The sequence below is a fragment of the Cupriavidus sp. OV096 genome (assembly GCF_900115455.1).
Taxonomy (GTDB): domain Bacteria; phylum Pseudomonadota; class Gammaproteobacteria; order Burkholderiales; family Burkholderiaceae; genus Cupriavidus.
In genome coordinates this window covers 190,483-202,491 of sequence record NZ_FOWM01000005.1, presented here as the reverse complement: position 1 = coordinate 202,491, position 12,009 = coordinate 190,483, and the positions used below count along the sequence as shown (strand labels likewise).

Below are 12,009 nucleotides of genomic sequence, written 5' to 3'. Positions count from 1 at the left end.
GAGCGATACAACTGCCCGACGCCGCCACGATGGCCAGGCGCGTCCTCGGCTGCGGCGGGCGCGAGAGGACCTGCATGGCATCACGCCGTGACGGCTCGGATCACGGACGCTTGGGGGCGCTCAGGGGCAATGGACGGGACGACGGACGGCTGGTTAAGAGTAGTCGCTCAATGCCATGAAGACAGAGGCGACCGTGTCAGAGACAGCGCGCGGGGTGGCCCGGGAGATCAGGCGAGGAGATTGGGCGGCCGGAACAGGCCGTCCGGTTGGGACGCGGAGCGTCCCGGCAGGATGGGCGCCACGTCGTCGATCGACTGGGCCAGTTTCATGTCGGGGAGATCGAACAGCGCGCTGGATTCCTCGATTTCATCGAGCAGGTCCAGCGGGTCGAGCAGATCGGCCGACCAGATATTGCAGTAGCCGGGCGGCGGCGCGTTGTCGAACAGCGCCTCGGCCTCCAGCGCGGCATCGCCGGGCAGGACGATCTGGGCGAGGTCGTCACCGGTTGCCAGCATCGCGTCATAGTCCGGCATGGCCGCCTCCACCTTCGGCGTGCCCGCGAGCGCACCCGCCGCTGCCGTAAAGGACAGCGCGGACAAGCACAGGGCAGTCAGCACGAAGAGGATGAAACGTCTCAAAACGGGGGCGCGATGGGCGTTGGGGCGATTGGGGGCACGCACCGGGACGGCGCTGGGGTTCTTGCAGAACACGCACCAGTACCGGCGTTGCTGCGGTACAGCATTGTAACCGAACGCAACAATTGACTGGTCAGACGGGGTAGTAGTTCCCCTAAGACCGTCGCCCCGATGCCCGCGGTCATCCCCCGCAGCGGTGCTACGATCGCCGCTTTGGAACCCGCAGCGCGCCGGCGCACGCACGCGCCGCCATCGTCATATGCATCGAATTTTCCGTAGATCGCTGATCCGGCTGACCATTTTCCTGAGCCTCGCCACCGGCACCCTCGCCGCCCACGCCGAAGGCATCGACCTCGACTGCGACCCCGCCCTGGCCGCCACCGCCCTCCCCGCCCACCGCCTGATCTGCGACCACGCGCTGCTATCCATGGGCTACCGCCGGATCTTCGCGGACCAGCAGCGGTTGCTGCGGGAGCAGAAGATTACGGACGCGGATGTGGCGGCGTTCCGCAAGCAGCGGGATGCGTGTACGTCTTTGGAGTGTCTGGATGTGGTGTTTTCGGGGTGGAAGGTGAAGGCAGGGGCGGTCAAGGGGAGAAAGCCCTGAGCTGGCGGCGCCTGGCGGGTCGATCTCCTCCCGCGTGTCGCGGCCAGCGCAGGCTCAACTCGCAATGAGATTCAGAAACCGTTGCACGCCAGGATTGTCGTTGCCGCGGAAGAACTGCTGCGGAGGCGCATCTTCCACTACCACGCCACCTTCCATGAATACGACGCGGTCAGCCACGTCCTGAGCGAAACGCACCTCGTGTGTCACCACCAGCATCGTCATGCCTTCCCGCGCCAGTTCGCGCATGACTACGAGCACATCCTCGCGGAGCACGGGGTCGAGTGCGGACGTTGGCTCATCGAACAGGATCACATCGGGATCCATGGCCAGGCCGCGTGCAATGGCCACGCGCTGCTTCTGGCCACCGGACAGGCGTGACGGATACTCATTGGCCTTGGCACTCAACCCTACACGCTCCAGCAGCGCCATTCCCCGTGTCATGGCCACCTTGCGGTCGACCTTCTTGACACTCACCGGGCCTTCGATCACGTTCTCGATAACCGTGCGATGCGGGAAGAGGTTGAACGACTGAAACACCATCGCGGATCGCTGGCGGATCGCGGCGATCCGCTTCCTGTTCTCGCGCGAGAGCTCCCGATTCGGAAAGCACTCGACTTCCGTGCCGCAGACCCGTATGGATCCGGCGTCGGGCTGCTCGAGAAAGTTCAGCGAGCGCAACAGCGTGGTCTTGCCAGACCCGGAGGGTCCCATGATCACGACGACCTCGCCCTTGGCGACGCTGAAGTCGACGCCAAGGAGTACCGGCGTTCCACCGAATGATTTGGTCAGGCCACGTACGCAGATTGTTGCTTCCGTATTGTTCATAGATAACGCTTCGACGCCCTGCTTTCCAGCACTGTCTGCAGGATCGTCAGGATCTGGTTCACTACCCAATAGATAAGCCCGACCATCAGGAACATTTCCATGTACCGGAAGGTGGTCGCGCCGACCTGCTCGGCGACCCGGGTCAACTCCACCACCGTGATCGTCGACGCCAGCGAGGTATCCTTGATCAGGGCGATCATGCGGCTGCCCACGGGCGGAATGGCAATGCGAAGACCCTGCGGCAGGATCACGCGCGACATGGCCTTCCAGTACCCCATGCCGAGCGACATCGCGGCTTCCCATTGGCCCTTGTCCACCGCGCCGATACCCGCCCGGAAGTTCTCGCTCAGATAGGCCGCGGCAAACAGCGTGAGTGCAAGCAGTGCAGCGGGAATCGGGTCGAGCGTCACACCGTAGTGCGGCAATCCGAAATAGAGCAGCAGGATCTGTACGAGCAGCGGCGTGCCCCGGAAAACCGACACGTAAGCGAAGGCCAATGCCCGCAGTGCAACGAAGCGGGAGAGCCGGGCGAGGGCCAGCAGCAGGCCGAGGATCGACCCGAGCGTGAACGCGCCGAGCCCCAGGAACAGCGTCATCAGGACGGCGTCCTTGAGCAGTGGCAGCGAACGGAGGAATAGCTCGCCCATCACTTACTCCTTGTCTTCGTTTGCCCTGGCAATGGCACCACGCATGTCATAGTCATGACTTACCCACCGCTTCGCCAGCCGGTCGACCGTGCCATCCGCCAGCATCTCGCCAATTGCCTTGTTGATCGCCGCCGCCAGGGCTGGCTGGTTCTTCGCGAGCGCAGGCGCCGAGAGCTGGTAGGTCAGCGGTTCGCCGACCTCCTTCAGGGGAAGCTTGTTGACCGTCGCGTATCGCAGCCCGCCAAAATGCGACACGATCACCGCATCGATGCGCCCGTTGGCGAGATCGCTGAACAGCAGTCCGCCGTTGTCGTAGGAGCGCAGTTCGGAAGACGTGAGATGCTTGCGTGCCCAGGATTCGTTGCTGGAGCCCGTTGTCACGCCGACGCGTTTCGCGCCGAGATCGCCACGTCCCTTGATGGTCGTAGTGTCGGCACGCACAAAGATCCGGAAGTCCTCCGCACCGTACGGCGTGCCGAAGTCCACTTGCTTGCTGCGCTCGACCGTCGGGGTCAGGTCGTTCATGACCACGTCGTACTTACCCGCCTTCAGGCCTTCGATGAAGTTCTTTCCCGAGTCGGCGATGAACACGACCTTCTGTACACCCATGCGCCGTGCCACTTCCTTGGCGATCTCGACGTCGTAGCCGGCAGGCTGGTTCTTCTCGTCGAGCATGCTCCACGGCGGGCTGCTTTGGGTGTTGGCCACACGCAGCACGTTGTCTGCCTTGATCTTCGGAAGGAGATCGGTAGCGTGAGCGGCCGGCCATAGGCCCATCATCACACCCACCAAGAGTGCCTGCCTGAGTCGCATTGTCAGAGGCCAACGTTTCATTTTTTATCCTGTTGCTGTGAGTGTGTGTGGGGGGGGGGGAGAAATCAGACCGGCCGATGGCCAGCATACTGTTCGAAGCCGTGCTCAAGGTCGGCGATGAGTCGCTGCGTGTCCTCAAGACCAATGGACACGCGGAAGATCGGCTGGTCGGTGGGTGGGAATCTGCGAGCCTTCTGGATCCCTGCCGGGTAGAACGCGATCAGACTATGCGTCCCGCCCCAGCTTGCACCGATCGAAAACACCTTGAGCGCGTTGAAGAACGCTGCGACCGCCTGTTCCGGGGCAGGTTTGAGCACGAATGAGAATAGGCACCCGGCAGCCGTGAAGTCCCGCTTCCAGATCGTATGCCCGGGGTCGTCTGGCAAGGCAGCGAACAGCACGCGATCGACAACTGGGTGGTGCCGCATCCATTGCGCCACCTCCAGTGCGCGCCTGCCCTGCTCGGCGAAGCGCAAGGGGAACGTCTCCAGACCGCGCAACACCAAAAAGCAGTCGTCCGCACTCACGGCAAGGCCCAGGGTGGCTTGCGCCTCGCGCAGTTTTTCGTACAGCGTGAAGTCGTTCGTGCTGATCGCACCCATCAGCAGGTCGGAATGCCCGCCGAAGAACTTCGTGGCGGCCTCGATACTCATGTCCACACCATGCAGGAGCGGCTGGAACCCAAGCGGACTCGCCCAGGTGTTGTCCATCATGGTGAGGATGCCGCGCCGCCGGGCCTCGGCGGCAATTTTCGGTACATCGGGCATTTCCATCGACACCGTCCCCGGAGACTCGAGGCAGATCATCCGTGTCGACGGCAGGATGTAGGAAGCGATGTCGCTGCCGATGTCGGCCGGATAGACATCGACATCCACACCGAGCCGGGCCAGCCAGTCGCCCGCGAAGGCCTTCAGGCCGCCATAGCACGCGTCGGAAATCAGGATGTGGTCGCCGCTTTTGACGAATGGCATGATCGCGCTGACCAGCGCGGCCTGCCCAGACGGAACAACGACGCAGTGGCTGGCGCCTTCCAGCGCCGCGATCCTGCCCTCCAGCTCGCGGTGGGTCGGGGTACCAGTCACCCCGTAGCTGAATCCATCTGGCTGGCGTGATTTTCGCGCAACGAAATCTTCATACGAATCGAATACGATCGTGGACGCCCTGAATACACCAGGAGAAAGACTCTCAAAAGGTTGGTTACGGTAGTCGGCCGGTGGCGTGCTCATTTTTCAATGCCAGTGAATATGTGCCAGCATTTTTCACCACGATTTCAAATCCATCCACCTGCGGGACTTTTCAATCGAGAAGCCTGGCTTATTGGCCAATGAGCCATATCACCTTGCCTTGCGCCCGGGAAAATCCAGATATTCGCTATCTGGAATATCGCAATCAGTGGAATCCCCATCAGGGTATTGGATAAGCTTTCCGGCCCGGGGTGGGATTAGGCATCCAGATATCTGTTGATTTTGTCGGTCTCAGACTGAAGTTGCAGGCGCAGGTACCTCAGGAACTCCTGCCCGTTCGTGGAAACCGGCCGCCCCGGTCGCATGATGAGCAGCGTGCGCGCATCGATCGCCACTGCCAGGCGGCGGACCACAAGTCCGCGCGCCATATAGTCCAGCGCCGCAATCGGATTGACCAGCGCCAGGCCAACTCCCGCCAGTGCCAACTCACAGGCAGTCGCCGAGAGCGGCGTCTCGATGACACGGCGGAGCGTCACGCCATGTTCGACCAGCGCGCTCTCGAGGCGAGTCCTACCCAGATCCTCCGGGTTCATGTCGATGAAGGCGTCCGAAGCGAGGTCGCCCAGTTGAATCACCCGCCGCGCGCGCAGCGGGTGTTCAGGCGACATGGCAACCACGCCGGAAAACGTCGAAAACACCGAATGTTCGACACTCTGGGTCGCCACCTCATCATTCATGAGCCCGAAATCAACCAGGCCAGCGGAGACGAGCTGGAAGACCTCCTTCGAACTGCCGACCTGCAGAGACATTCGCACATCTCGCTTTTGCGGCGCGAAGGCGGCGATTGCCCGGCTCACGAAGGAAACGCCGAAGGCTGGGTACGAGGCCACCGATAGCCGCCCGACGCCGAACATTCTCAGGCTTCGGATGCGGTGTTCGATAGCCTCGTAGCCGACGAAAAACTTGTCCACCTCCGTCATCAGCGCGTGCGCTTCCTGGGTCGGCTGCAGGCGGCCGCCAATCCGGTCGAACAGACGCAATTCGGCCAACTCCTCAAGCTTGCGGATGGCCTGGCTCACGGCCGGCTGGGACACCCCAAGCAACCGGGCCGCTTTGCCGGTCGATCCCGACGTGATGACCGCCCGAAATGCCTCAATTTCCCTGATATACACCTATAAGCTCCGCTTCTGTATCAAGAAGGTAAATGAGTGGACTGCGAATATGGGGACGTGAAAAATCCGGCCACGCACAAGACGGCATCGAGATTTTCTGGATAACCGTTCTCCGGACAAGGCTCGAGAGAAAAGAGAAGCTCAAATCCGGTGCATCCGCCCACAACACCTGCACCATTATGGAACAGCACTCCATAATGGTACATCTCTCCCGGATGCTTGCGCGCATACCTTTCCACTAGTATCTCGGAGGACCATAATATGAAGAAGTCGCTTATCGCACTGGGATTAATGAGTGCAGCGGCGAGCCCCGTGTCGGCGCAAAATGCCATGACGTTGTATGGCATTATCGACGCAGGCATCACCTTTACCAACAATGCAGGCGGGCACCAGTTCTGGCAGGTACAGAGCGGCGTGGCCCAGGGGAGTCGCTGGGGGATAAAGGGCGCGGAAGATCTCGGCCAGGGCGTCAGGGCGATCTTTCAACTCGAAAGCGGCTTCAATGTCGATACCGGCAAGCTTGGACAAGGTGGCCTGATCTTCGGCCGGCAGGCGTATGTCGGGCTATCCGACAGCAAATACGGTACCGTCACTGTCGGCCGCCAGTACGATCCCGTAGCCGACCTGGTGCAGCCGGCTGTGATGAACGGCTCGAGCGGCGCCTTCTTCTCCCATGCGGGTGACATCGACAACAGCAACAACGGTTTCCGCGTCAGTAACGCCGTCAAGTACGTCACCGCGCCGCTGGGCGGGCTTACCTTCGAGGCACTCTACGCATTCGGCGAGCAGGCGGGCAACTATCGCGGCAACAGCACGGTCGGCGCGGGCGCCAGCTATGGCAGCGGCCCCGTCTATCTTGGCGCCGCATACTTCTACGCACGCAACCCGGCGACCCAGTTTCCCGATGGCAACTGGGCCCCCAGCACGACGAATCCTGGCGTATCGGGTCGTGGGCCGTTCGGCTATGTCGGCAATCCCTCGAACATGGAAACGTACGCGGCCGGCGGCACCTATTCGTTCGGCCAGGCCGGCCTTATCGGCATGGACTTCTCGCATGTCAGCTTTGACGATGCCAACGGCGTCACCGGCAATACCGTGAAGTTCGACAACTACGAAATCTGGGGTCGATACTATTTCACGCCAGTCCTGCAGACGACGCTCGGATACACCTTTACACGGGCCAAGGTCGACGCCACGGGCGGGAGCCCTAAGTACCATCAGCTCAACGCACTGCTGGACTACTACTTCTCGAAGCGCACCGACGTCTATCTGATGGGCATCTATCAGCAATCCGCAGGTGGTGCCCGGGCCGATGTCTATGACGGCGCAACGGGAAGCCAGTCGTCCACGACGCGACAGGTGGTGGCGCGTGTGGGGGTTCGCCACAAGTTCTAAGCGTGCCGAACCTAAAAAAACGCCGCGATCCCTGCGGACCGCGGCGTGTCAATGTGCCGATCGGGCGGCACCCACTATGCCGCCCGTGCGCCTGTATCAGGCGCCGATCGGCTTGCCTTCGTTGTGCCGGATGACGACCGTGGACGAGCGTGCCGGGAGGCTGGCGCTCGGCCATTTGTCGTTCGGATGCTGGATGTTCACGAAGAACGTCGTCAGATCCGGCGTGTACGCGAGACCGGTGATTTCACAGCCGTGCGGGCCGACCAGGAAGCGCTTCACCTCGCGCGTGAGCTGATCCACGTAGTGCATCGAATTGGCGCCGAAGATGTTGGTCACGCTGGTCCCCGTGCCCGCATCGGTCTGCACCCACAGGCGGCCCTTCGGGTCCACGCGGATGCCGTCCGGGCTCGAGAACGTGTCGCCCACCATGTTGCCCTTCAGGTTCGCCGCCGCGATGGACGGGTCGCCGGCCAGCAGCAGGATTTCCCACGTGAACTTGACCGCCAGCGGCGAATCGCCGGTTTCCTTCCAGCGGACGATGTGGCCGTGCGAGTTGGTCACGCGCGGGTTGGCCGCGTCGGTCACCTGGCGGCCACCGTTGTTGGTCAGCGTGCAGTAGATCGTCCGGTCCAGGCCCACCGTGATCCACTCCGGGCGGTCCATCAGCGTGCCGCCGGCCACGCGCGCGGCGGCCTTGGTGTTGATCAGCACGTCGGCCTGTGTATTGAAGTCGATTGCCACCGGCGCCGGCGGCACGACCGACTGCGTGAAATTGCCGGGGTCCGAGGCACCCGCCACGAGGCCATTCTTGCCCTGGGTCAGTTCGATCCAGTCGCCCGACCCGTCGGCATTGAACTTGGCCACGTACAGCGTGCCGTTGTCGAGCAGGCTGGCGTTGTTCAGGCGATTGGTCGCGTCGAAAGCGGCGCTCGGGATGAACTTGTAGATGCAGCCCGGCGTGCCATCGTCGCCCATGTAGAACGCCACGCGATTGCTCGAATCGGTCATGAACGCGGTGTTCTCATGGTCGAAGCGGCCCATGGCGGTGCGCTTGACCGGCATGCCCGAGATCTGCTGCAGCGGATCGATCTCCACCACCCAGCCGTAGCCTTCCTCGGCTTGCGTCGGGTCCAGGTAGTTATCGGTGGTTTCTTCGCAGGTCAGGTAGGTGCCCCACGGCGTGTGGCCGCTGGAGCAGTTGTTCAGCGTACCGACCACGGTACCGCCCACCACGCTGGCGGCCGGGCCGGAGACGCGATACAGCGAGTTGCCGGTGTAGCGCTTGTTGTACGTCGAATTCTTCTTGACCTGCCAGGCGTTGGCGACGAATTCGACCTCGATCACGGACACGCCAACGGACGACAGCGCCAGGCGCTTCTGCTCGGGCGTGGCGGTGCCGGCGTTGTACGAGCCCGGGAACAGGATGGCGCTATCCATGGCTTCGTGATTCATCACGAGCAGGCCGCCCTTCTGCGGGTCCGTGCCCGGGATCTCGAAGTAGTGCATGCCGTCGTGGTTACCGCCGGCCTGGCGCTCGGTTTCGGCCGACGACTGGAACGCGCCCGTGTAGCCCACCGAGCCCGCTTCCACCGGGTCGCCCGCCGAGAACAGCACGGTATACGAGTAGTTGGTCGGCAGCGTCACGGTGTCGGCGGTCACCTTGTCGGCCACCGGCGTGAAGTTGATGCTGTAGTCCAGCGGCTGCACCGGGGTCGGCGTTGGGGCCGCGCCGGGTCCAGGAGCCGGCGCCGGCGCGGGAGCCGGAGCGGGATCATCATCGCCACCACAGGCCGCCAGCAGGCTGCCGCTGCCGAATGCCGACAGCAGCGACAGGCCCAGCCCGCCACGCAGCACCTTGCGGCGCTCGGGGTTGGCGGCAACGATTTCCTCCAGCGTCTGGCCAGGCACGGTGACCGAGCCCTGGGCTTCGCGGCGCGGTGCGCGGAACTTATCGGTGATGTACGACATGAGTAGAGACCTCCAGTTGTCAGGGAGACCGCCGGGCTTCTGTTGTCCCGGCGGCGACTTGCCGGGGCAGATACTAGCGATCACAAATGACGGTTTCGTTACATCATGTCTGTACATCAATGCATACCCGGCGCTCCAGGTTGAGAGACATTTGGGGCGACCATGATCGCCCACCTTTTTTGCACTTTTGCGACGCCCCGGGTGCGCAATTAAGTGATGGTTATTGCGCTTTCAACACCTTGTCACACTCCGTTCATAGCATGGCGTCCGGCCTGAACGATTAGAGGTCGTTCCCACTCGGCGACATGGCGAGCCTTGCCATCGGGTTGCCGACCACACAAAAAAGGACGAGAAAATGCTGGACAAACTCAACGCATCGCGCCGCAAGGCCCTGAAACTCCTCGCCGGCGCGCCGATGCTGCCGCTGGGCATGGGTTCCATTTCCCTGCTGGCCGGTTGCGGCGGCGACAGCGACGCTGCCACGCCGGGTACGCCGAACACGCCCGCCACGCCGGGCGCCACCCCCGCGACGTTCGCCTCCGCCGAATTCACGGGCATGGCCGCGCCGACGCTGGCCGATCCGGCCGCGATGTCCACCACCACGGTGGGCTCGTCGCTCAAGGTGACCATGAGCGACGGCACCAGCCAGACCTACAAGCTGGCCTACCAGCCGTTCTTCATCACCGGCGACCAGGTGCCTGACGGCAACGGCGGCAAGATCCTGGCCGGCGGCTACGTCAACATCAATAACCAGCCGATCACGGACGTCTCGGTGGCCGGCAAGGAACGCCAGTTCTTCTCCGACTCGCCGGACGGCACGTCGCTGCTGAAGATCGATGGCGCCAAGGTGGCCGGCGTGACCGGCAACACCGTGTTCGCCGTGGTCCAGTTCGAATACAACACGGCCGACCAGGCCGGCGTGAGCACCTACGGCTGCCTGCCGTCGCCGATCGCCATCCTCACGCTCGACCAGAACCCGACCACCGGCAAGCTGTCGCTGGTCAAGTACCACAACGTCGACACCTCCAGCGCCAACGGCCTGTGGATTACCTGCGGCGCGAGCCTGTCGCCGTGGAACACCCACCTTTCCAGCGAAGAGTACGAGCCGGACCCGTGGACCACGGACGCCGCCCTGATCGCGCAGTACGCCAAGTACTCCACCAACCTGTACGGCAACGCGAGCATTCCGCTGAACCCGTACCTGTACGGCCACCTGCCGGAAGTCACGGTGAACGCGGACGGCACAGGCTCGATCAAGAAGCACTACTGCCTGGGCCGCATCTCGCACGAACTCGTGCAGGTGATGCCGGACAACCGCACCGTGTTGATGGGCGATGACGCCACCAACAGCGCCATGTTCATGTTCATCGCCGACAAGGAGAAGGACCTGTCCGCCGGCACGCTGTACGTGGCGAAGGTGGGTTCGGGCTTCTCGGTCGATCCGGCCGCCGCTGGCGCCGCGCTGACCTGGATCAAGCTCGGCCACGCCACCAGCGCCGAAGTGGAAGCCATGGCCAAGTCGCACCGTCCGCAGGACATCATGGACGTGAAGTGGGCGGACCCGGTGGACGCCAGCTACACCAAGATCTTCGCGAACGGCATTGCCCAATGGGTCAAGGTCGTGCCGGGCAAGGAGCACGTCGCCGCGTTCCTGGAAACCCACCGCTACGCCTACCTGGCCGGCGGCAGCATGGGCTTCACCAAGATGGAAGGCACCACGGTCAACATCAAGGACAAGATCGCCTATTCCGCCCTGCAGAACGTTCAGGACTCGATGGTGCTGAACAACGCCAAGGGCTGGAACGCCGCCAGCAACATCAGCGTGCCGGCCGCGCTGAAGGCCGGCGTGGTGATGCAGCACAACCTGACCGGTGGCCAGACCGACACCAGCGGCGCTGCCATCAGCAGCGAATGGGTGCCGGTGCACACCAAGGCGCTGATCGCCGGCAAGGACATCGCCGCTGACGCGCTGGGCAACACGGCGGATCCGGAAACGATCGGCAACCCGGACAACCTGAAGTTCTCGGAAAAGCTGCGCACGCTGTTCATCGGCGAAGACAGCGGCCAGCACGCCAACAACTTCCTGTGGGCGTACAACATCGATACGAAGAAGCTGAGCCGCCTGATGTCGGTGCCGTCTGGCGGCGAGTCGACGGGCCTGCACGCCGTGGACGAACTCAACGGCTGGACCTACATCATGAGCAACTTCCAGCACGCGGGTGAATTCATCAGCACCATGCCCGCCGGCGTGAAGACCACGCTCGATCCGCTCGTGCGTGCCAACTACAAGGACAAGTTCGGCTCCGCCGTCGGTTACCTGACCGCGGATGCCACCAGCGTCAAGCTGGGTTGATGTCCTGATGTACCCGGGCCATCCGCACTGCCGGGTGGCCCGGTCATGTGGCAAAAATCCCACGCCCCCAGGGCACCATCCAGTCCAATTCCCGATCAACGCCCGCAATTCACGCGCAGCGGGAATATGTCATCTTTAGCCTATTGAAGTCCTGAATAAGGGCGGATAAGGTTCGGCGAATAATATTTTCCACGGTGATATATGTTATTCGCGACATATATTGCACGCCCCAATCTGGAAATCCAAATGAGTCATTTCGAAACGGGACGCAGCACGCCTTCCTTCGCCCTCGATGCCGGACCCCCCAGGTCCGTTGCGCACGCACGTCCGGTGTGTGCGGCCCCCGTTTCCACCGTGTAGTAATTGTCGGACCGCCCCGGGGCCACAAACCCTCTCAAAGCCCGGGGGCA

General features: G+C 62.8%; 10 protein-coding genes. 3 read left to right on the top strand and 7 right to left on the bottom strand.

Annotated features, from left to right (window positions below; genetic code table 11):
- Positions 1 to 227 precede the first annotated feature (227 nt).
- The gene (locus tag BM115_RS13875) at positions 228 to 638 is read right to left on the bottom strand and encodes an auxiliary protein of the heavy metal cation-transporting efflux system HmyCBA (RefSeq protein ID WP_092294720.1); all 411 of its coding nucleotides are present in this window, start codon (positions 636 to 638) and stop codon (positions 228 to 230) included.
- A gap of 256 nt (positions 639 to 894) precedes the next feature.
- Here BM115_RS13875 and BM115_RS13870 point away from each other — a divergent pair, with 256 nt between their 5' ends.
- Complete coding sequence (locus tag BM115_RS13870) at positions 895 to 1,242, top strand: hypothetical protein (RefSeq protein WP_255370815.1); 348 nt, start codon at positions 895 to 897, stop codon at positions 1,240 to 1,242.
- A 54-nt stretch (positions 1,243 to 1,296) separates the two neighbouring features.
- Here the strand turns inward: BM115_RS13870 and BM115_RS13865 are convergent, their stop codons facing one another.
- From BM115_RS13865 to BM115_RS13845, 5 genes are all read right to left on the bottom strand, one after another.
- Positions 1,297 to 2,067, bottom strand: coding sequence for an amino acid ABC transporter ATP-binding protein (locus tag BM115_RS13865; protein WP_092294718.1), 771 nt, complete (start codon positions 2,065 to 2,067; stop codon positions 1,297 to 1,299).
- Positions 2,064 to 2,714 (bottom strand): amino acid ABC transporter permease, encoded by a 651-nt coding sequence (locus BM115_RS13860; RefSeq protein WP_092294716.1) that lies wholly within the window; start codon positions 2,712 to 2,714, stop codon positions 2,064 to 2,066. The genes BM115_RS13865 and BM115_RS13860 overlap by 4 nt, the downstream gene beginning before the upstream one ends.
- Positions 2,715 to 2,717: 3 nt before the next feature.
- Positions 2,718 to 3,548, bottom strand: a complete 831-nt coding sequence (locus BM115_RS13855) for a transporter substrate-binding domain-containing protein (protein WP_092294714.1) — start codon at positions 3,546 to 3,548, stop codon at positions 2,718 to 2,720.
- Positions 3,549 to 3,592: 44 nt separating this feature from the next.
- Positions 3,593 to 4,753: a cystathionine beta-lyase gene (gene metC, locus BM115_RS13850; protein ID WP_092294712.1), complete on the bottom strand. Its 1,161-nt coding sequence runs from the start codon at positions 4,751 to 4,753 to the stop codon at positions 3,593 to 3,595.
- Positions 4,754 to 4,968: 215 nt separating this feature from the next.
- Complete coding sequence (locus BM115_RS13845; RefSeq protein ID WP_092294710.1) at positions 4,969 to 5,883, bottom strand: LysR substrate-binding domain-containing protein; 915 nt, start codon at positions 5,881 to 5,883, stop codon at positions 4,969 to 4,971.
- A gap of 261 nt (positions 5,884 to 6,144) precedes the next feature.
- Between BM115_RS13845 and BM115_RS13840 the strand changes: the two genes are divergently transcribed.
- Positions 6,145 to 7,278: a porin gene (locus BM115_RS13840; protein ID WP_092294708.1), complete on the top strand. Its 1,134-nt coding sequence runs from the start codon at positions 6,145 to 6,147 to the stop codon at positions 7,276 to 7,278.
- A 96-nt stretch (positions 7,279 to 7,374) separates the two neighbouring features.
- On the opposite strand, the gene BM115_RS13835 is transcribed toward BM115_RS13840, so the two are convergent.
- The gene (locus BM115_RS13835) at positions 7,375 to 9,246 is read right to left on the bottom strand and encodes a PhoX family protein (RefSeq protein ID WP_092294706.1); all 1,872 of its coding nucleotides are present in this window, start codon (positions 9,244 to 9,246) and stop codon (positions 7,375 to 7,377) included.
- Positions 9,247 to 9,601: 355 nt separating this feature from the next.
- Between BM115_RS13835 and BM115_RS13830 the strand changes: the two genes are divergently transcribed.
- Entirely contained in the window at positions 9,602 to 11,599 is a 1,998-nt protein-coding gene (locus tag BM115_RS13830) for a PhoX family protein (RefSeq protein WP_092294704.1), read from the top strand.
- The last annotated feature ends 410 nt before the right edge of the window (positions 11,600 to 12,009 follow it).